The sequence below is a fragment of the Thioclava sp. F42-5 genome (assembly GCF_002213195.1).
GTDB lineage: Bacteria > Pseudomonadota > Alphaproteobacteria > Rhodobacterales > Rhodobacteraceae > Thioclava > Thioclava nitratireducens.
On sequence record NZ_NBNZ01000002.1, the window covers coordinates 728307 to 748086 of the forward strand.

Sequence of the window (19780 nt, forward strand, 5' to 3'; positions counted from 1 at the left end):
TAGAGACTGGAGGAAAACACATGGACGACAAGGAACGCCAGGGCAACCCGGCCACCAATGCCGCCCTCAGCCGCCGCGGATTCCTCCGCGCAGGGGCTGCGGTCGGTGCGATGGCCGCAGGGGCTGGTGCCGCGCGCGCAGAACAGCAACCCGATCCGTTGATCACCGAAGTTCAGCCTTGGGCTTCGGGCTGGGGCGACGGCGTCGATGCCACCCCCTACGGCCTGCCGATCGAATTCGAAGATGACGTCATCCGCCGCAATGTCGGCTGGCTGACCGCGGACGTGATCTCGTCGATCAACTTTACGCCGATCCACGCCCTCGACGGCACGATCACTCCCACCGGCTGCGCCTTCGAGCGTCACCATTCGGGCGCGATCGAACTGAAGAAGGAAGACTACCGTCTGATGATCAACGGCCTCGTCGACAAGCCGCTGGTCTTCACCTACGAGGATCTGGAGCGTTTCCCGCGTGTGAACCGCACCTACTTCCTCGAATGCGCCGCGAACTCGGGCATGGAATGGGCCGGTGCCCAGCTCAACGGCGCGCAGTTCACCCAGGGCATGATCCACAACATGCAATATTCGGGCATCCCGCTGCGGACGCTGCTCGAAGAAGCGGGGATCACCAATCTCGGCGACCAGATCAAGGACAAGTGGGTCTATGCCGAAGGCGCCGACGCGTCCTCGAACGGCCGCTCGATCCCGCTGGAGAAAGCGCTCGACGACTGTCTCGTGGCTATCAAGGCCAATGGCGAAGCGCTGCGCAAGGAGCACGGTTATCCGGTGCGCCTCGTGGTTCCGGGTTTCGAAGGCAACATGTGGGTGAAGTGGCTGCGTCGTCTCGAAGTCACCGACGAGGCCGTGCAGTCGCGCGAAGAAACCTCGAAATACACCGACACGCTCGCCGACGGCACGTCGCGCAAGTGGACCTGGGTCATGGACGCCAAATCGGTCGTCACCTCGCCCAGCCCGCAGATGCCGATCAAGCACGGCAAGGGTCCGCTGGTCATCACAGGCATGGCCTGGTCGGGTCGCGGTCACATCACCAAGGTCGACGTTTCGCTCGACGGCGGCGCGAACTGGCAAGAGGCCCGTCTGGCCGAGCCGGGCGCCGACAAGGCGGTCTCGCGCTTCTATCTCGAGATCGACTGGGACGGTTCGGAAATGCTCCTGCAGTCCCGCGCTACCGATTCCACCGGCTACGTTCAGCCGACCAAGGACGCGCTGCGCGCGATCCGCGGGGAGAATTCGGTCTATCACAACAACGGTATCCAGACCTGGTGGGTCAAGGAAAACGGGGAGTCCGAGAATGTCGAAGTGTCGTCGTAATCTGCTGCTGGCCACGCTTCTGGCCGCTCCGCTCGTCGCGACGCCCGCCCTGGCCGAGAAATTCGGTCTGGGACGCGAAGCGCTGCCCGAGGAAATCAACGCCTGGACCGTCGAGGTCTTCCCCGATGGCAAGAACCTTCCCGAAGGCTCGGGTTCGGTCGCCGACGGTGAAAAGATCTTCGCCGACAACTGCGCGGTCTGCCATGGCGACTTCGCCGAGGGCGTCGACAACTGGCCGAAACTGGCCGGGGGCGAAGGGACGCTGGCCAACAAGGATCCGGTGAAAACCGTCGGTTCCTACTGGCCCTACCTGTCCACCGTCTGGGACTATGCGCACCGCTCGATGCCGTTCGGCAACGCGCAAACGCTGACCGTCGACGAGACCTATGCCATCGTCGCCTACATTCTCTACTCGAACTACCTCGTGGAAGACGATTTCGTCCTCACGAAGGATAACTTCCTCGACGTGGAGATGCCGAACGCGGACGGGTTCATCGTGGATAACCGCGACGAGGTCGAAGTGCCGAAGTTTTCGGAAGCCGCTTGCATGAGCGACTGTAAGACCGACGTGCACATCACCAAGAAAGCCACCGTGCTCGACGTGACGCCCAACCAAGGCGGCGGCGAAGATACGGCGGCTGCGGACGATAGCGCTCCGGCCGACGTCGTCGTCGCAGGCGACGCTACCCAGAGCGACGCGGCCGAGGCGATGGCGCAGGACGCTCCGGCGGCGGCGCAGGTGGAGAAAACCACCTCCGAGCCGAAGGAGACGCTCTCTGCCGATCCGGCGCTGGTCGAGGCTGGCGAGAAGGTCTTCAAGAAGTGCAAGGCCTGCCACCAAGTCGGCGAAGATGCGAAGAACCGCGTCGGCCCGGTGCTCAACAACCTGATCGGTCGTCAGGCCGGGACGGCTGATGGGTTCAAATACTCGAGCGCGATGAAGCAGCACGGTGAAGACGGTCTGATCTGGACCGAACAGACGGTCGAGGAATATCTCGCCGACCCGAAGGGCTACATTCCGAAGAACCGGATGTCCTTCGCCGGCCTGAAGGACCCCGAAGACGTCAAGGCGGTGCTCGCCTATATCGAAAGCCAAGGTGGCTAAGACCCTCCCCGGGCGGGGGCCTCGGCTCCCGCTCACTTAAACCGACAGGGCCCTTCCGCCTGATCGTGTTTCGACGCCCGCGCTCCCCGCGGGCGTCTTTTCGTTTCTGCGCCACCGCGAGGACTGCCTTCGCCTGGCGCACTTGCACCCCGGCGCCCCCCGGGCATAGTTGGGCAAAAGCGAAGGGAGAGGGCATGGATCTGGATGCACGCGCACGCGAGCTGTTCGATATCGGAGTGAAGGCGGCCGATCCAGCGGCGGGTGTGTCCCGCGCGATGGGATGGGCGATGGAGACCCCGCCGGGGCCGGGCGGGCGCTGGCAGGTGATCGCGCTCGGCAAGGCGGCGCTGGCGATGAGTGCTGCGGCGCTGGAGGCTTTGCCCGAAGATGCGCAAGCGCTCGTCGTGACCAATCCCGAGAATGCCGAAGCGGCGGCGCCTCGTGCGGGTGTCACGCTGATCGCGGGCGATCACCCTGTGCCGGGGGAGGGCAGTGAACGGGCCGGGCGCGCGATCCTGCAGTGCCTGCAAGCCTGTGGCCCGGAGGATCGCGTTCTTGCGCTGATTTCCGGTGGCGGCTCCGCGCTCGCGGTCGCACCAGCAGAGGGGCTGAGCCTGTCGGACAAAGCCGAGGTCAGCCGACTTCTCCTCGGTTGCGGGGCCGATATCACGCAGATGAACCTGATCCGCCAGCAGCTGTCGCAGCTCAAGGGCGGCGGCTGGCTGTTGGCCTGCGCGGCCCCCGTGACGGGGCTGATCCTTTCAGATGTGCCGGGCGATGATCTGCGCGTCATCGCCTCGGGACCCACTGTCGAGCCGATCGGCACGCGGGCCGAGGCAGCGCGGCTGTGCCGTGATCTCGGGATTTGGGACGCTTTGCCCGCGCCTGTGCGGGCGCATCTGGAAGCCTCCGGCCCGGAACCAGCTCTGCCTGCGGCGCGCAACCGTCTGATCGGGGCGAACGGGCTGTCGGTCGCGGCGATGGTGTCGGCCGGAGCCGAGGCCGCGCCCTTCGCGCTCGACGGGGACGTGGCCGACCTTGCGCCGCAGATCGTGGCCCTGCTGCGCGATATGCCCTCAGGGGCGCTCGTCATGGGGGGCGAGACCACCGTGACGATCAAGGGCGACGGGCTGGGCGGTCGCAATCAGGAACTCGCGCTGCGGGTGGCTTGTGCCGCGGAGGCGGCGGGTCTCGAGGGTGATTGGCGCTTCCTGTCGGGCGGTACCGATGGCCGCGATGGGCCGACGGATGCGGCGGGCGGTCTGGTGGGGCCGGGGACCTGCGCGGCGGCGCGGGCGGCTGGCGTCGATTGCGACGCGGCGCTCGCCCGCAATGACAGCTATCGCGTCCTGCAGGCGGCGGATGCGCTGCTGATGACGGGGGCGACCGGCACGAATGTGGCCGATCTCGCGGTTCTGGTGAAAGGCTAGCTTAGCCGCGCTCTGCTTCGGCAGAGCGCATCATCGGGCGCAGACGGAGATAGGCTTCGCGGATGACGGCGACGGTGATGATCGCAAGCGCGAAGGTGTCGAAGGCAACCATGGGCGTTTTCCTCGTAACGAAGCCTGGAGGGCCGAGCCTGAACGGCGGCCACCTTGGGACCCTCGACAAAGATTGAGGCGCAAAAAAGGCACGATCACGGCGATTGAGGGCCGGGTCCGCTTAGCGTTCGAGGATCAGCGTGCCCCGCGCGAATTCCACTTTCGCGAAGCGGGTGAGGTAGGTCATCCCCAGCAGTGACGTGTCCATCGATCCGCGATTGACCACGGCGCGCAGGTTGCTGTCGTGGATCGGGCCCAAATCGAAGCGCTCCAGCCGCACCGGCGCAGTCGCGACGATGCCGTTGGCTGTGCGCGCCTGCCCGATATAGGCGAGATCGGCGGTCTTGATGCCCGCGCGCTCGGCGGCGCGCTGGGTCAGGACGATCTGGCTCGCGCCGGTATCGACGACGAAGCGGATCGGCGTGCCGTTGACCTCGGCGGTGAGGTAGTAATGCCCGTCGGGCGCTTGCGGCACTTCGATCCGCCCATCACGCATCACGGCCTGATCGGGGATCGAGACCTGTCGCTGGATGTCGGTCCAAAGCCCCACGGCGGCGAGCGTGCCCAGAAAGATCAGCCCCCAGATCGCGGCCTGTTGCAGCGTGCGCCCCGGACGGCGACGGATTTCCAGCAGGAAATACCCGCCCACGGCGACGAGCAGGAGGCCCAGATAGACGAGCCGTCCCCAATTCTCGCTGATGATCGTCTCGACCATGATCCTCGTTACCCCTACCAACCTAATTCAGATAGGATCGCCTGCGCGGCTTTCCCAGAGGGCGGATTGCCTCAGCTTACCGGGCTCCCGCCCATCAGCCCCGCGCCATGCAGCCCGTCGAGGATGAACTGGATCGCCAGCGCCGCCAACAGCATCCCCAGAAGCCGGGTGACGACCATCGTGCCGGTGCGACCCAGCGCGCGCTCGATCGGCGTGGCGAGCAGGAACATCACGAAGACGCAGCAAAGCACCAGCAGCATCATCGCGATGATGACCACTACATGCAGCCAGTCGCCGCCCTCGCGGCCGGCCAGCAGGATCATCGTCGCCATCGCGCCGGGCCCGGCGAGAAGCGGCGTCGCCAGAGGGAATACGGAAGGGTCTGTTTCGGGGTCGGCCTCGTGCTCCTCGCCCTGCGCCTCGCGGCGTTTGGTGCGGCGTTCGAACAGCATGTCGAGCGCGGTGAGGAACAGCAGCACCCCGCCCGCGATGCGGAATGCGGGCATGGAGATGCCGATCCCGGCGAGGATCTTGTCGCCGAAAATGCCGAACAAGGTCAGCAGCACGGCGGCTATGATGAGGGCGCGCAGGGCGATGCGCAGTCGCGCGCGATGGCTTTCGCCCAAGGTCAGTGCGATGAAGACCGGGGCCAGCCCGATCGGATCGATGATGACGAAAAGTGTCACGAAAGCAGTGATGTATTCGGCACCGATCACGCAGGGGCATCCCTTCCAAGTTTCGCAGTCGAGCCTAGCCTCATCCCCGACCGCCCGCCAGCCTTTCCCCGGCGTCTTCGGCAGATGGCTCGGGCGGCGCGGAGGGCAGGGCGGCACGGATTTTCGCGGCCAGGCTCGCGGCGCCTCCGGCAAGGCGCGGATCCTCCATCGCCTCGGCGAGATCGAGCAGATGATCGAGCGCGGCCAACTCCTCGCGGGTCAGCACAAGAGGCGGCAAGCCAACCGCCCGGCGCAGGATATAGCCGACGCCGCGTTCGCCCTCGACCGGCACGCCATAGGCCGAGATTTCCGCCATGTCGCGCCAGATCGTGCGGACCGAGACTCCCAGCCGCTCAGCCAGATCGCTGGCACGGTGCATCTTGCCGTCGCGCAGGATGGCGATGATCTGTTGCAGCCGCTCGTCGCGGGTCATGGGTCTCTCCCGTCAGGTCAAGCGAAGGGTAGCGCGGGGCGGGGCAACTGACAATGAACTGTCAGTAATCTGCGCCTCACAGCGCCGTTTGGGCGGAATCGGTCTAGGATTGAGGCCCGCATGATCCTAAAACTCGGGACCGACATAAGGCGCGGGCGGCGGGCCCGTGACCAGAGGAGAGACAACAATGCTCAACAATATCGGCCTTCCCGGTCTGCTTCTGATCGCCGTCGTGGTTCTGGTTCTTTTCGGCCGCGGCAAGATTTCCTCGCTCATGGGTGAAGTCGGCAAAGGCATCACCGCCTTCAAGAAAGGCGTGAGCGACGGCACGAAGGAAATCGAAGACGGCTCCGTCGACGAGGCACGCGACGTGACCCCGGCGGACGAAGTTCAGAAAGAAAAAGACAAGGCCTGAGCCTGATCGCTTTTAGGGGTTGCGGGCTGATGCCCGTTTGCCTTTGCGTCCTCATTTGGCCGGAGGCCTGAGCACTCATGTTAGACATCGGTTGGAGCGAGCTTCTGCTGATCGGCGTCGTGGCGCTGATCGTCGTGGGGCCGAAGGATCTGCCCAAGATGTTCCACCAGCTTGGCCGCATCACCGCGAAGGCCAAGTCGATGGCGCGCGAATTCTCGCGGGCGATGGAAGATGCGGCGAAGGATACCGGGCTCGACGAGGCCGCGGGCTCCGTGCGCGACTTGAAATCGCTGGCCTCGAAGAAGTCGCTCGGGCTCGACGCGCTGGAAAAGGCGACCGACGCTTTCGAGAAATGGGAGCCGGGCCGGTCCGAGCGGACCTCGCTCAAGCCCGATCCCGAGGCGGAGCCGCCCAAGCCCGAGGCTGCCCAACCCGAGGCGACCGCAGCCGAGACGGCCAAACCCGAGACTTCCAAGACGGCAAGCAAGCCGGCGGCCAAGCCCGCTGCGAAGAAAGCCGCGTCGAAGACCGCAGCCAAGACTGGCGCGAAGACGGGCAGTTCGACCGCAGCGAAATCCAGCGCCAAGCCGGCGACGAAGTCGAGCAGTAAACCTGCCGCGAAAACCGGTGCCAAACCGGCGGCCAAGAAGACGGCGGCGAAGAAACCCGCCGCGAAGAAGGGTGACGCATGAGCGACCATGACGAAATCGAGGACAGCGCCGCCCCGCTGATCGAACACCTCGCGGAACTGCGCACGCGCATCCTCTATTCGCTGGGGGCCTTCATCGCGGCGATGGTGGTCTGCTACACGGTCTGGAACCCGATCTTCAATTTCCTGACCCGGCCGGTCTGCTCGGCGCTGGAATCGCGCGGCGAGCAATGCGGCCTCTACCTGATCAAGCTGCAGGAAGGTTTCTTCGTCGCGATCAATATTTCCTTCCTCGGCGGTTTCGCCCTGGCATTCCCGATCATCGCCTACCAGATGTGGCGTTTCGTGGCGCCGGGCCTTTACCGCAACGAGAAGAACGCGTTTCTGCCGTTCCTGATCGCCTCGCCGGTGATGTTCTTCCTTGGCGCGGCGTTCGCTTATTACATCATCCTGCCGCTGGCCTTTAACTTCTTCCTCGGCTTCCAGCAGGGCGAGATCGGCGCGACGTCCGGCGCGAACGAGATGGCCGCCATCGGCTTCCAGGGCTCGGTGCAGGAATATCTCAACCTGACGATCAAGTTCGTCATGGCCTTCGGGATCTGCTTCCAGCTGCCCGTCCTGCTGTCGCTGATGGGCAAGGCGGGTCTGGTCTCCTCGCAAGGCCTCGCGAATATGCGCAAATACGCCGTGGTCGCGATCCTTGTCGTGGCCGCGATCGCGACGCCTCCGGACGTAATTTCCCAGGTCATCCTGTTCTCGGTGGTCTACGGTCTCTACGAGATATCCATCCAACTCGTGAAGCGGATCGAGAAGACCCGTGAAGCTCGAATGCGCGCCGAAGGCACCTGGATCGATCCCGACGAATGGGATGAAGACGAAGACGACGAGGATACCAAGGGATGAATGACGCGACGCTGACCCGGATCGCCACGGCACTGGAGCGGCTCTCGCCCGCGCCACAGCCCGCGCCGGATTTCGCCTCGGCCAGCGCCTTCATCTGGCACACCGCGCCGGATCGGCTGGAGCCCGTGCCTCAGGTGAACCGCGTCGACCTGAGCCTGCTGCACGGCATCGACCGCTCGCGCGACACGCTGCTGGCCAACACGCTGCAATTCGCGCGCGGGGCGGCTGCGAACAACGCGCTTCTCTGGGGCGCGCGCGGGATGGGGAAGAGCTCGCTCGTGAAAGCGGCCCACGCCGCGGCGGTGGCCGAGGGGCAGCCGCTCAAACTGGTGGAGCTTGCGCGCGAGGATCTGCCGTCCGTCGGGCGTCTGCTCGCGCATCTGCGCGACGCGCCGGAGATGCGCTTCATCCTGTTCTGCGACGACCTGTCGTTCAGTCATGATGACCAGCATTACAAATCGCTCAAGGCGGTGCTGGATGGCGGGATCGAGGGGCGGCCCGCGAACGTGATCCTCTATGCCACGTCGAACCGCCGTCACCTGATGCCGCGCGACATGATCGAGAACGAGCGTTCGACTGCGATCAGCCCCTCCGAAGCGGTGGAGGAGAAAGTCTCGCTGTCCGATCGGTTCGGGTTGTGGCTGGGCTTCCATCCCTGCAGCCAAGACGAGTATCTTACGATGATCCGCGGCTATTGCGACAGCTATGGCGTAGAGATCTCCGACGAGGAGTTGCGCGCCGAAGCCATCGAATGGCAGGCCACGCGCGGGGCGCGTTCGGGCCGCGTGGCATGGCAGTATTTCACCGATCTGGCCGGACGGCGCGGGATCGCGCTGTAAGCGCGTCTCTCCGCATCGTCCAAGGCGCGGGTAGGGGGCTTACACCCCCAGCCGATCGCGCAGAGCATACCACCACGACCCCGCGACGGAGTAGGGCACGCGGAAAGTGCGCCCGCCGGGAAACGGAATCCACGGCAGTTTCGCGAACGTATCGAACCGGGTCAGGTCGCCGTTGATCGCCTCCGACAGGATGCGCCCGAAAGTATGCGAGCCGGTCACGCCATGCCCCGAGTAGCCATGCGCGAAATAGGTGTTCTGCCCGATCCGTCCCATCTGCGGCACGCGGCTGAACGAGAGCGCGAAATTGCCCGACCACGCGTAGTCGATCTTGGTGCCTTTGAGCTGCGGGAAGACTTTCTCGAGGTTCTTCCAGAGCTTCGCCTTGATGTCTTTCGGGTCTGCCCCGCCATAGACTGTGCCGCCGCCAAACAGCAGGCGGTTGTCGGCGGACATGCGGTAATAGTCGAGGATGTAGCGAACGTCCTCGATGCAGACATCTGACGGCATCAATTCGCGTGCCTTGGCCTCGCCCAGCAGCTCGGTCGCCATCACCTGCGTCGAGACGGGCATCACACGGCGCTCCAGCGTGGGCACGACATGGCCGAGATAGGCGTTGCCGCACAGAACCAGCGTTTTCGCGGTGATCTGCCCCTTTGCGGTCCTGATCACCGGGCGCGTGGCTTCGGTGTCGACGAAATTGACGGGGGACATTTCGTAGATCGTGCCGCCCATTTTCTCGACCGCCGCCGCCTCGCCAAGCGCGAGGTTCAGCGGATGCAGATGGCCGCCCTTGTGGTCGATCATGCCGCCCGCATAGAGGTCGGAAGCCGCGTGCTCGCGCATCTGCTCGCGGCTCAGCATCTCCTGGCTTTCGATGCCGTAGCTGCGCCAGAGTTTCCAGCGCGCTTCCAGCTCCTGCATATGCTTGCCGGTGAGCCCCGCGAAGACGTTGCCGGGCTTCAGGTCGCATTGGATGTCGTAGGTCGCGACGCGCTCGCGGATGATGTCGCCGCCTTCCATCACCAGACCGGCGACGAAATTCGCGGTGTCCTGTCCGTAGCGGCTCTCGATCACGTCGAGGCTCGCGTTCAGCCCGTTGACGACCTGACCGCCATTGCGGCCCGAAGCGCCCCAGCCGATGCGTGCGCCTTCCACGACGGTGACGCTATAGCCCTTTTCTGCCAGATGCAGCGCGGTCGAGAGGCCCGAAAAGCCCGCGCCCACGACGCAGATATCGGCCTCCACCGCGCCTTCCAGTTCCGGACGGAGCGGGGCCGGGTTGGCCGAAGCCGCGTAGTAGCTGTCGGTGTGTCTGCCGTCGCCCGCATAGGGGTGGGTCTTGTCGGTCATGTCGCGCTCTCGTCTGAAAGGGGCGTTTCGCTTTCGGTGCCACGCGCGCGCGTCAAGCGCAAGCGGGCTCAGCCCGCCCGCGTCAGCATCCCGAACAAATCGCGCGGATCGTCGGGGTCTGCCATAAGATCGAGCATCTGCGCATAATCGCCACCCTTCACGCGGTCATGGATGTAGCGCAGCGCGCTGAAATCCTCGATCGCGAAGCCCACGCTATCGAACAGCGTGATCTGTTTCGCGTCGCGGCGGCCCTCGGCCTCACCGCGCATGACCTTCCACAACTCGGTCACCGGGTGATCCTCGTCGAGCGCCTGAATCTCGCCCTCGATGCGGGTCTGCGGCGGGTATTCGACAAAGATCTCCGAGCGGGTGAGGATGTCGCGATGCAGTTCGGTCTTGCCGGGGCAGTCGCCGCCGATTGCGTTGATGTGGATGCCCGAGCCGACCATATTGTCGGTCAAGATCGTCGCATATTGCTTGTCGGCGGTGCAGGTGGTGATGACCTGCGCGCCTTCGACCGCTTCCTCGCCGGAGCGGCATTTGGTGACGTTGAACCCCTGCGCGATCAGGTTCTTCGCGGCTTTCTCGGTCGCGCTCGGGTCGATGTCGTAAAGCCGCAATGTGTCGATGCCGCAGATCGCGCGGAAGGCCAGCGCCTGAAACTCGCATTGCGCACCATTGCCGATCATGCCCATCACCGTCGCGCCTTTCGGGGCGAGGTATTTGCCCACCAGCGCCGAGGTGGCGGCGGTGCGCAGTGCGGTCAGTATCGTCATCTCGGTCATCAGCAGCGGATAGCCCGTAGCGACCGAGGACAGCACGCCAAACGCCGTCACGGTCTGGTGCCCGGTGCGGCCGTTCTTGGGGTGCCCGTTGACGTATTTGAAACCGTAATTTTCGCTATCCGCGGTCGGCATCAACTCGATCACGCCCTCCGCAGAATGGCTCGCGACGCGCGGCGTCTTGTCGAAATCCGGCCAGCGGCGGAAATCCTCTTCGATATAGGCGGCGAGGTCGCGCATCACCTGTTCGGGGCCGATCTCGTTCACCAGCTTCATCATGTTGGCGACGGAAACGAAGGGCACGAAGGCCAGTTCGGAGGGGGCGAGCGGGGACTTGTCCATCAAAAACTCCGTGTCATGCGGTCAAGAACGCGGCGGCCGAAGAGGCTGGCCGCGAGGTCGCACAGCAGTTTCGCCGTGCGGCCGCGTTCGTCGAGGAAGGGGTTAAGCTCGACAATGTCGAGCGAAGTGACGAGGTCGCTGTCGCCGACCTCTTCCATGATCAGATGCGCCTCGCGGAACGTGGCGCCGCCCGGCACGGTCGTGCCCACGGCGGGCGCGATCCCGGGGTCTAGGAAATCGACGTCGAAGCTGACATGCAGAAGGCCGTTGGCTTCGCGCACGCGGTCAAGGAAGGCGCGCAGCGGAGCCAGCACGCCGGTCTCGTCGATGGCGCGCATGTCATGGACTTCCAAGCCGATCTGCTTGATGCGCTCGCGCTCTGCCGGATCGACAGAGCGGATGCCCATCATGCAGAAGTTCTTGGGATCGATGCTGGCTTCCAGCGGCGGGAATGCCTCGAAATCCGGCTGTCCCGTGACGTAGGCCACGGGCGTGCCATGCAGGTTACCGCTGGTCGTGGTTTCCAGCGTGTGCAGGTCCGGGTGGGCGTCGAGCCACAGAACGAAAAGCGGGCGATCCTGGGTTTTCGCATGACGTGCCAGCCCGCTCAGCGTGCCGGCAGCCAGCGCGTGGTCGCCACCGATGAAGATCGGGCGGTCGTGCTTCTGGGCGGCGTCGAAGGCTGCGTCCGACAACGCCTCGATCCAGGCGCGGGTCTCGGCCAGATCGTGGATCGCGGGGTTCTTGTGCGGCACAGGGTCTTGCGCCGGGATCGACAGGTCGCCCAGATCGTTCACTTCCCAGCCCAGCTCGGTCAGGATGTCGCCCAGCCCGGCGATGCGCAGGCTGGCCGGTCCCATGATGCAGCCGGGTTGCGAAGCGCCAGTTTGAATAGGCGCGCCCAGAATCGATACTGTGCGTGTCATCGTGATCTCCCTTGTTGGACTCAGTCTGACGAAATGGCGCAGAGGTTTCGCTTGTCAATTTGCGCAAATCGGAACTAAATTTGATCAGTTTGGCTAATTGATTGATCAAAACGGAGGGGCGATGCAGCTCGACGATACGGACCGCGCGATCCTGACCGCATTGCGGGCGGACGCGCGGCTCTCGGTGACTGATCTTGCGCTGCAGGTGGGGGTGTCGCGCACCACAGCACGCGCCCGGCTGGAGGCGCTGGTGGCGTCGGGGCAGATCCGGCGCTTTACCATCGAGACCGAGACCGATGTCGAGGGGCAGGTGCGTGCGATCTCGCTGGTCGAGTTACAGGGCAAGATGTCGCGCGCTGTGATCCGGGCGCTGCACCGGATTCCGGAGGTCACGACGGTTTTCGCGACCAATGGAAACTGGGATCTGGTGGCGGAAATCCGGGCCGAGACTCTGGGCGAGTTCGACCGGGCCTTGCGCGATATTCGGGAAATTCCGGGGGTGCTCAACAGCGAGAGCTGTCTGCTGCTCGCGCCTGTTGCGGGCTAGGCGGGCAGGGGCGCGGGCGGACCGGAATATCTCCGGCCCGCCGCGCAAGATCAGTTGAGATACGGCATCGGATCGACGGAATCGATCCCCTTGCGGACCTCGAAATGCAGATAGCCCTGATCGCCGGACGCGACCTTCGCGATGGTCTGGCCGCGCTTGACGCTCGCGCCTTTCTTCACCGTGATGCCGGTCACGTTGTAATAGACCGTCACCAGATTGTCGGGATGCTTGATCGCGAGGAAGGCGACATCGTCGGTGTCCTGGCTGATCAGCAGCACGGTGCCGCTCTCGGCGGCTTTGACCGCAGTTCCGGCCGACGCGGAGATATCGACACCGTCGTTCTTGCCCTTCTTGTAGGGGCGGATGATCGAGCCGGGAACCGGCATCATCATCTTCGACGTGTCCGACGCCTTGGTGCGATCGGTGCTCATGTCCGGGGTCTGCGTCTTGACCGGCTCGGAGGCTTTCGGCGGCGTCTTGTCGGGCAGGGGCTCTGCCGCGGAGGGCGGCACCGGGGTCGGCGAGCCGGTGCCGGGCGCCGTCGTAGCCGTAGCGGTCTCGACCTTCGGAGGTTGGCGGCCGGAGGCGACCGGGATGATCAGCATCTGACCTTCACGCACGCGCAGATCGTTGGGTAGCCCGTTCCATTCGGCCAGTGCCTTCACCGGCACCGAATAGTAGCGCGCGATGGAGTAGGCGGTCTCGCCACGCGCGACCTTGTGGCGGATCGGCTCGGGGCTGGTTGTGGAGACCGGGGCCGAAGCCGGGGTCGCCTTCGCGGGCTGGTTCGCCTGCGCCTTGTCGATCGCGTTCGACGCGAGCGAGGTGATGTCGATCGTCTCCGAGGTCAGTGCACTGGAATTGCCCGGCGCCGCGGTGCCGGCTGTCGTCGCGACCTTGTTGGGCAGGGCCAGCACTTCGCCCGCGTTCAGCACCGCGTCGGGCGCGACCGCGTTGTAGCGGGCCAGCGCGCCGGGATCGGTGCCGATGCGTTGTGCGACGGAGTTGACCGTATCGCCGCGGCGCGCCACGACGACCTGATAATTCGGGTAGGTGATGATGCCCTGCGCATTCGGGCGCGGGCGATCCTGTACGGCCTGCCGGGCAGCCGCGCTCGTGTCGAGCCCGCCATTGCCGTAGCCGCGCATGTCCAGATCGAACCCGTTCGGGTTACAGGCGGCCAGCGCCGTCAGCGCGACTCCACCTGCCAGAATCAGCCGCAGCCGGGAATTCTTCGTTGCCATCCGCTCGTCCTCACTGTCTCTCAGACCTCTACGGGGTCCGTTCTTGCCTGCCACTCAGTCGTTTGCCACGCCCTCTACAAGGGGGACGAAGCGCACCGGACGCAATTCTTCGTAATCGAAGCCCGTCTCGAGCCGGCGCACCCGGATCAGGCTTTGCACCGTGTCCGACTGGCCCACGGGCAGAACCATGATACCCCCGATCTTCAGCTGGGCCAAGAGCGGCCCGGGAGGGTCTTCCGCGGCGGCAGTCACGATGATTCGATCAAAGGGCGCCTGATCGGGCAGCCCATGCGAGCCGTCGCCGGAAATCGCAACGATATTGGTGAGCCGCAGCGCCGTGAAGACGCCCTCGGCCTCGCGCACGAGGCGCTTGTGGCGATCCACCGTGTAGACCCGCCGGGCGAGCTGACTCAGGATGGCTGCCTGATAGCCCGATCCGGTGCCGATCTCGAGCACGGTATCGCGCGAGCCGACATCCGCGGCCTGGGTCATCAGCCCCACGATCGAAGGTTGCGAGATGGTCTGTCCGCAGGCGATCGGCAGGGGCATGTCCTCATAGGCACGATCGGCGAAGATACCGCGCACAAACTGGCCGCGGTCGATCCCCTCCATCGCGTGCAGCGTGCGCGCGTCGGTCACGCCCTTGGAGCGCAGTGCGAAGAGGAACCGCATCTTGCGCTCGGCCAGATCCTCTTCCGCATCCTCGCTCATCCCAGACGGGCCTCCAGATCGGCGATCACGTCATGCGCCGTCAGATCGGCGCGCATCGGCGTGACCGAGATATAGCCGTCGAGGTTGACGGCGGCATCGGTGCCCGGCTGCGTCGGCGTATGCTGCGGGCCACCCTTGATCCACAGGAAGCGCCGCCCCGAGGGCGCGTGGTGCGCCTCGGTCGAGAAGAAGCAATCCTTGCGGAAGCCTTGGGCGGCGACCTTGTGGCCCTTGACGTCGGCTGCCAGCACCGGCGGGAAATTGACATTGTAGAACACACGGTAATCGCCATCGTCCCAGATGCCCTGATCGAGGAGCTTGCGCACGAGCCCCGCGCCATGCACCCGCGCCGCCTCGAACATGTCGGGGGCATTGAAGACGTCGGGTCCGATGAATTGCGACAGGGCAATCGCGGGCACCCCTTGCAGCGCCGCCTCCATCGCACCGCCCAACGTGCCGGAATAGAGCGCGTTGTCGGCGGAGTTGTTGCCCCGGTTCACGCCCGAGAGCACCAGATCGGGCCGCTGCCCTTCCAGCACGTCGTAAAGCCCGGCCATCACGCAGTCGGCGGGGCTGCCTTCGGCTGCGAAACGGCGCTCGGCCAGCTTCGAGATCATCATCGGCCGGGTGTAGGAGATGCAATGGCCCACGCCCGATTGCTCGAACGCGGGCGCGACCGTCCAGACCTCGCCATCGGGACCTGCGAGTTCTTCGGCGATCTCGAGAAGAACGGCCAGACCCGGCGCGTCGATGCCGTCGTCATTGGTGATGAGAATACGCATGTTGCCCCCAGTTCCCCGTCGCGTCACCCGATGCTTACCTTGCAGTGGATGAAGGGTAAAGCGGGGGCAGGCAACAGCCTGGATGTGTCGCCAAAGCGCCGCAGGCCAAGCGGTCCGCGGCGTTTTGGCCGGGGCGTCAGAGCGTGTCGAGGATACGCCGTGCTTCGGCATGGCGATCGGCGAGAGCGTCGCGATCCTCGCCGGGGAAGAACCGCCCGCGCAAGGCGGTCGCCATCGGCGCAGGCTCGGCGATGACCACGCGCGGCCCGATCTTCACGGTCTCCGCCAGCCACGAGCGCAGCATCGCCATCTGTGCCGCTTTCGTCGCCCCGTAGATGCCGAAGAATTTCTGGCCCGCACGCGGATCGTCGAAGGCCAGCGCGGTGCCTTGACGGGCGAGCAGCAGCGGCTCGATCAGCCCGATCAGCTGCGCGGTCGCGGTCACGTTCACCTTGACCGAATTGGCCAGTTCCTTGGCGTCGATATGCCCCGTCGGCGAGAGCGGCGCGGCATGGATCGCGGTATGCACCCAGAGATCGAGCCCGCCCCAGCGCGCGCCGATCGACTGCGCGAGATGCGCCATCTGATCGGGGTCGGTCACGTCCAGCGGGCCGAGCGAAGCGGTGCCGCCCTTCGCCTGAATCCGGTCGTCGAGTTCTTCCAGCGCGCCGGTGGTCCGCGCGACGGCCATGATATGCCAGCCGTCTTCGGCCAAGGCCTCTGCAATCGCCCCACCGAGGCCACGCGAAGCGCCGGTGACTAGCGCCAGTTTCTTGCCCTGCGAAGGGTCTTGGGTCTGATCCGTGCTCATGGCGCGTTTCTTGCCACCACGCTCGCCTTCGCGCAAGCGTCAGATGCACGATCCGCGCCTCTCCCGATGATTTGCGAATTTGCGCGCGGGCGAGTCGGCCCGCTTGGCAATGCTGCGCAATGGCGGCTGCGCCACTCGCCGTCGCGGGCAGCTGGTCGGCGCCGCGCAGACGCGGCGGGACCCTGCCTCGAAATCGAAGCGCTGCCCCCCGGCTGGGAATGGCGTTACGCTTTGCCCTGAAGCCGAGCGAGAGCGGCTTCGCACATGCCCTCGCTCAGCCATTGGCACTCGGCGCAGATCGTCTGGTGGACATCGGCGGGCAGGGCGGCCATCCGCTCCAGCGCCTCGCCCCAGCTGAGCACATCGCCCGGCGCAATTCCCAATGCCTTCGCATGGGCTGCATCCAGCCGGTCGATCTTCGCCTGCCCGGTGCAACCGGACCCGCGCCGCGACGGGCAGGGACCGCAGATGTCATCGGCCGCGCCCACCACTTCGATCTCCACCGCCGCGCCTTCCGCACGCCGCAGTCGCCCCTCGACGATTTCGGTCATGTTCGCAGTGAAGGCATCCGAATATCCCTTCCCCACGAACCCGAGCGAGCAGAGGAAATGATGCGGGCGGTATGTCAGACGGTCAGCTATGTCTTCGCTCTTTCGTAATTATCCCGGGGGAGGCCGGCGCAGCCAAGCGGGGCTCCGTCCCCTGTCACCGGGGTAGCAGAATGGAAAACGGGCCGGAAGGTTTCCCCTCCGGCCCGCAATGATCTGGTCTATGCTCAGCGCTTCTCGAGATCGACGTAATCGCGGTAGGTCGCGCCGGTATAGAGCTGACGCGGGCGACCGATCTTGCCGGTCGGATCCTCGATCATCTCTTTCCACTGCGAGATCCAGCCGACGGTGCGCGACAGCGCGAAGATCGGGGTGAACATCGAGGTCGGGAAGCCCATCGCCTCGAGGATGATGCCCGAGTAGAAGTCGACGTTCGGATAGAGCTTCTTGGAGACGAAATATTCGTCCTCCAGAGCGATCTTCTCCAGTTCCTTGGCGACCTGAAGCGTCTCGTTGTCGTGGATGCCGAGCAGGTCGAGCACCTCGTCTGCCGATTCCTTCATGACCTTCGCGCGCGGGTCGAAGTTCTTGTAGACGCGGTGACCGAAGCCCATCAGGCGGAAGGGATCGTCCTTGTCCTTGGCGCGCTTGATGTATTCCGGGATCTGGTCGACGGTTCCGATTTCGCGCAGCATCTCGAGGCAGGCTTGGTTGGCGCCGCCGTGGGCGGGGCCCCAGAGGCAGGCGATGCCGGCCGCGATACAGGCGAACGGGTTCGCGCCCGAGGAGCCCGCCAGACGCACGGTCGAGGTCGAGGCGTTCTGCTCGTGATCGGCATGGAGCGTGAAAATCCGGTCCATCGCACGGGCCAGCGCAGGCTCGATCTTGTAGTCTTCGGCCGGGACCGAGAAGCACATGTGCAGGAAGTTCTCGGCGTAGCTCAGCTCGTTCTTCGGATAGACGAAGGGCTGACCGATCGAATACTTGTAGGCCATCGCGGCGATCGTCGGCAGTTTCGCGATCAGGCGGATCGAGGCGACTTCGCGTTGCCACGGGTCCGAGATGTCGAGGCTGTCGTGATAGAAGGCCGACAGCGCGCCCACGACGCCGACCATGGTCGCCATCGGGTGGCTGTCACGGCGGAAGCCCTGGAAGAACTGCTTCATCTGCTCGTGGATCATCGTGTGACGCGTCACGCGGAACTCGAAATCTTCCATCTGCGCCTTGGTCGGCAGTTCCCCGTAGAGCAGCAGGTAGCACACTTCGAGGTAATGCGACTTCGACGCGAGTTGGTCGATCGGATAGCCACGATACAGCAGCTCACCCTTGGCACCGTCGATGAAGGTGATCTTGGATTCGCAGGCTGCGGTCGAGGTGAAGCCCGGATCGTAGGTGAAGACGTCGGCTTGGCCATAGAGCTTGCGGATATCGAGCACGTCGGGACCAGCCGAGGGCGAGAGCACGGGAAGCTCATAGGTTTGTCCGTCAAGCGAGAGCGTGGCGGTCTTCGAGTTGTCTGCCATGTAAATTCCCTTTCATCCTCCGGCTGGGCCGCGCCGGTCTATCGCGTCCGGACAGTCGTCCGGAGAGGGCGGCCAGGCCTCAGGCCGCCTGATCGTCGAGTCGAGCCAGAGTCTCCTCCCGGCCCAAAACGAGCATCATATCGAATACGCTGGGGGTTGCCGCACGTCCCGCCAAGGCCGCCCGCACCGGAGCTGCGACCTTCCCAAGGCCAAGCCCATGCGCTTCGGCAACCTGTCCGACAGCGGCTTCCAGGTCTTCCCGCGACCAATTAGCGCGTTGCAGCGCAAAGGTCAATTCACTCAGTATACCACGGGATACATCATCCAGTGCCTTGGCCGCTTTCTCTTCGATCTCGATCGGGCGCTGCGTCAGAGAGAAGTGTGCCTTTTCAATGAGTTGCGGCAGAAGTTTCGCTGATCCCTTTACCACGGGAAGCGTGCGCATAAGCGCAGATTTCTGTGCGTCATCCAGCGACGGTTTTTCTGCAGCTGCGAGATAACCTTCGATTTCGCGCAGCAATTCGGCCTCGTCGGTGACCGCGATATGCTGGCCGCAGATATTCTCGAGCTTCTTGAAATCGAGCCGCGCCGGCGCCTTGTTGATGCCGGTGATGTCGAACCATTCCTTCGCCTGTTCGTCGGTGAAGAATTCGTCGTCGCCATGGCTCCAGCCGAGCCGCGCGAGGTAGTTGCGCATGCCCGTCGCCGGGTAGCCCATCGCCTGATACTGCTCGAGGCCCACCGCGCCGTGGCGCTTCGACAGCTTCTTGCCGTCGGGGCCGTGAATCAGCGGGATATGCGCGAAGGTCGGCACGTCCCAATCCATCGCGCGATAGACCAGCATCTGCCGCGCGGCATTGACGAGATGGTCGTCCCCGCGGATCACATGGGTCACGCCCATATCATGGTCATCGACGACAACGGCCAGCATGTAGGTCGGTGTGCCATCCGAACGTAAACAAATCATGTCATCGAGCTGATCGTTGCGGATCGTCACTTCGCCCTGCACCGCGTCCTGGATCACGGTCGTGCCCTCGCGCGGGGCTTTCAGCCGGATCACGTAGGGCGCGTCCGGATGGGTCGCGGGATCGGCATCGCGCCACGGCGAGGGGAACATCTGGCCCTTGTTCGCCGGGTCCTCGCGGAAGGCCGCGATCTCTTCCTGCGTGGAGAAGCACTTGTAGGCGTGGCCTTTCTCCAGCATCTTATGGGCGACCTCGGCATGGCGAGCCGCGCCCGCGGCTTGGCTCACCACCTCGCCGTCATAGTCGAGCCCCAGCCATTCGAGCCCCTGCAGGATCGCCGCCGTCGCCTCCGGGGTCGAGCGTTCACGGTCGGTATCCTCGATACGCAGCAGGAATTTACCGCCGCGCCCGCGTGCATAGAGCCAGTTGAACAGCGCCGTGCGCGCACCGCCGATATGCAGATAGCCGGTGGGCGAGGGGGCGAAACGGGTGACAATCTGGTCGGACATGTCGGAGCCTTTCTTCGCGGGCTCTCACCGGCCCGCCTTTACCTTTCGGAAACCATCAAGCGCATAGGCTTTCTCGGCTCGATGCATAAGCAG

21 protein-coding genes are annotated in these 19780 nt (G+C 64.8%); 8 read left to right on the forward strand and 13 right to left on the reverse strand.

Annotation, left to right across the window (positions count from 1 at the left end; translation table 11 throughout):
* The first annotated feature begins 20 nt into the window (after positions 1-20).
* The 3 genes from soxC to B6V74_RS08840 all read left to right on the forward strand — a co-directional run bounded on the left by soxC (position 21) and on the right by B6V74_RS08840 (position 3866).
* On the forward strand, positions 21-1331 hold the full coding sequence (gene soxC / locus B6V74_RS08830; protein WP_075775680.1) for a sulfite dehydrogenase: 1311 nt from the start codon (positions 21-23) through the stop codon (positions 1329-1331).
* Positions 1312-2436 (forward strand): c-type cytochrome, encoded by a 1125-nt coding sequence (locus B6V74_RS08835; RefSeq protein ID WP_075775679.1) that lies wholly within the window; start codon positions 1312-1314, stop codon positions 2434-2436. The genes soxC and B6V74_RS08835 overlap by 20 nt, the downstream gene beginning before the upstream one ends.
* 194 nt (positions 2437-2630) lie before the next feature.
* Positions 2631-3866, forward strand: coding sequence for a DUF4147 domain-containing protein (locus B6V74_RS08840; RefSeq protein ID WP_088722549.1), 1236 nt, complete (start codon positions 2631-2633; stop codon positions 3864-3866).
* Positions 3867-4098: 232 nt separating this feature from the next.
* Here B6V74_RS08840 and B6V74_RS08845 read toward each other — a convergent pair whose 3' ends face one another.
* From B6V74_RS08845 to B6V74_RS08855, 3 genes are all read right to left on the reverse strand, one after another.
* The gene (locus tag B6V74_RS08845) at positions 4099-4692 is read right to left on the reverse strand and encodes a TIGR02281 family clan AA aspartic protease (protein WP_088722550.1); all 594 of its coding nucleotides are present in this window, start codon (positions 4690-4692) and stop codon (positions 4099-4101) included.
* 71 nt (positions 4693-4763) lie between these two features.
* Positions 4764-5408, reverse strand: coding sequence for a MarC family protein (locus tag B6V74_RS08850; protein ID WP_075775676.1), 645 nt, complete (start codon positions 5406-5408; stop codon positions 4764-4766).
* A gap of 40 nt (positions 5409-5448) precedes the next feature.
* Complete coding sequence (locus B6V74_RS08855) at positions 5449-5841, reverse strand: HTH domain-containing protein (protein WP_088720168.1); 393 nt, start codon at positions 5839-5841, stop codon at positions 5449-5451.
* 187 nt (positions 5842-6028) lie between these two features.
* On the opposite strand from B6V74_RS08855, the gene B6V74_RS08860 reads away from it, so the two are divergent.
* From B6V74_RS08860 to B6V74_RS08875, 4 genes are all read left to right on the forward strand, one after another.
* Positions 6029-6256: a twin-arginine translocase TatA/TatE family subunit gene (locus B6V74_RS08860; protein WP_075775674.1), complete on the forward strand. Its 228-nt coding sequence runs from the start codon at positions 6029-6031 to the stop codon at positions 6254-6256.
* Positions 6257-6333: 77 nt separating this feature from the next.
* Entirely contained in the window at positions 6334-6948 is a 615-nt protein-coding gene (tatB, locus tag B6V74_RS19215; protein WP_088722551.1) for a Sec-independent protein translocase protein TatB, read from the forward strand.
* Entirely contained in the window at positions 6945-7808 is an 864-nt protein-coding gene (tatC, locus tag B6V74_RS08870; RefSeq protein ID WP_075775672.1) for a twin-arginine translocase subunit TatC, read from the forward strand. The genes tatB and tatC overlap by 4 nt, the downstream gene beginning before the upstream one ends.
* Positions 7805-8647, forward strand: coding sequence for an ATP-binding protein (locus tag B6V74_RS08875; RefSeq protein WP_088722552.1), 843 nt, complete (start codon positions 7805-7807; stop codon positions 8645-8647). Before tatC ends, B6V74_RS08875 begins: the two co-directional genes overlap by 4 nt.
* 39 nt (positions 8648-8686) lie before the next feature.
* On the opposite strand, the gene B6V74_RS08880 is transcribed toward B6V74_RS08875, so the two are convergent.
* From B6V74_RS08880 to rocF, 3 genes are all read right to left on the reverse strand, one after another.
* A complete protein-coding gene (locus B6V74_RS08880) occupies positions 8687-9997 on the reverse strand; it encodes an FAD-binding oxidoreductase (protein ID WP_088722553.1) in 1311 nt (436 codons plus the stop codon).
* A 68-nt stretch (positions 9998-10065) separates the two neighbouring features.
* Entirely contained in the window at positions 10066-11121 is a 1056-nt protein-coding gene (locus B6V74_RS08885; RefSeq protein ID WP_088722554.1) for an ornithine cyclodeaminase, read from the reverse strand.
* Entirely contained in the window at positions 11121-12047 is a 927-nt protein-coding gene (rocF, locus tag B6V74_RS08890; protein WP_088720172.1) for an arginase, read from the reverse strand. The genes B6V74_RS08885 and rocF overlap by 1 nt, the downstream gene beginning before the upstream one ends.
* Before the next feature lie 121 nt (positions 12048-12168).
* Here rocF and B6V74_RS08895 point away from each other — a divergent pair, with 121 nt between their 5' ends.
* A complete protein-coding gene (locus B6V74_RS08895; RefSeq protein WP_088722555.1) occupies positions 12169-12594 on the forward strand; it encodes an Lrp/AsnC family transcriptional regulator in 426 nt (141 codons plus the stop codon).
* A 50-nt stretch (positions 12595-12644) separates the two neighbouring features.
* Here the strand turns inward: B6V74_RS08895 and B6V74_RS08900 are convergent, their stop codons facing one another.
* The 7 genes from B6V74_RS08900 to gltX form a co-directional block, all read right to left on the reverse strand.
* Complete coding sequence (locus B6V74_RS08900; protein WP_075775666.1) at positions 12645-13838, reverse strand: LysM peptidoglycan-binding domain-containing M23 family metallopeptidase; 1194 nt, start codon at positions 13836-13838, stop codon at positions 12645-12647.
* A 54-nt stretch (positions 13839-13892) separates the two neighbouring features.
* The gene (locus tag B6V74_RS08905; RefSeq protein WP_075775665.1) at positions 13893-14549 is read right to left on the reverse strand and encodes a protein-L-isoaspartate(D-aspartate) O-methyltransferase; all 657 of its coding nucleotides are present in this window, start codon (positions 14547-14549) and stop codon (positions 13893-13895) included.
* On the reverse strand, positions 14546-15331 hold the full coding sequence (surE, locus tag B6V74_RS08910) for a 5'/3'-nucleotidase SurE (protein ID WP_075775664.1): 786 nt from the start codon (positions 15329-15331) through the stop codon (positions 14546-14548). The genes B6V74_RS08905 and surE overlap by 4 nt, the downstream gene beginning before the upstream one ends.
* A gap of 136 nt (positions 15332-15467) precedes the next feature.
* A complete protein-coding gene (locus B6V74_RS08915; protein ID WP_088722645.1) occupies positions 15468-16142 on the reverse strand; it encodes an SDR family oxidoreductase in 675 nt (224 codons plus the stop codon).
* 224 nt (positions 16143-16366) lie between these two features.
* Complete coding sequence (locus B6V74_RS08920; RefSeq protein WP_088720176.1) at positions 16367-16729, reverse strand: DUF1284 domain-containing protein; 363 nt, start codon at positions 16727-16729, stop codon at positions 16367-16369.
* A 188-nt stretch (positions 16730-16917) separates the two neighbouring features.
* Positions 16918-18213 (reverse strand): citrate synthase, encoded by a 1296-nt coding sequence (gene gltA / locus B6V74_RS08925; RefSeq protein ID WP_075775661.1) that lies wholly within the window; start codon positions 18211-18213, stop codon positions 16918-16920.
* 79 nt (positions 18214-18292) lie between these two features.
* Complete coding sequence (gene gltX / locus B6V74_RS08930; protein WP_088722557.1) at positions 18293-19687, reverse strand: glutamate--tRNA ligase; 1395 nt, start codon at positions 19685-19687, stop codon at positions 18293-18295.
* Positions 19688-19780 lie beyond the last annotated feature (93 nt).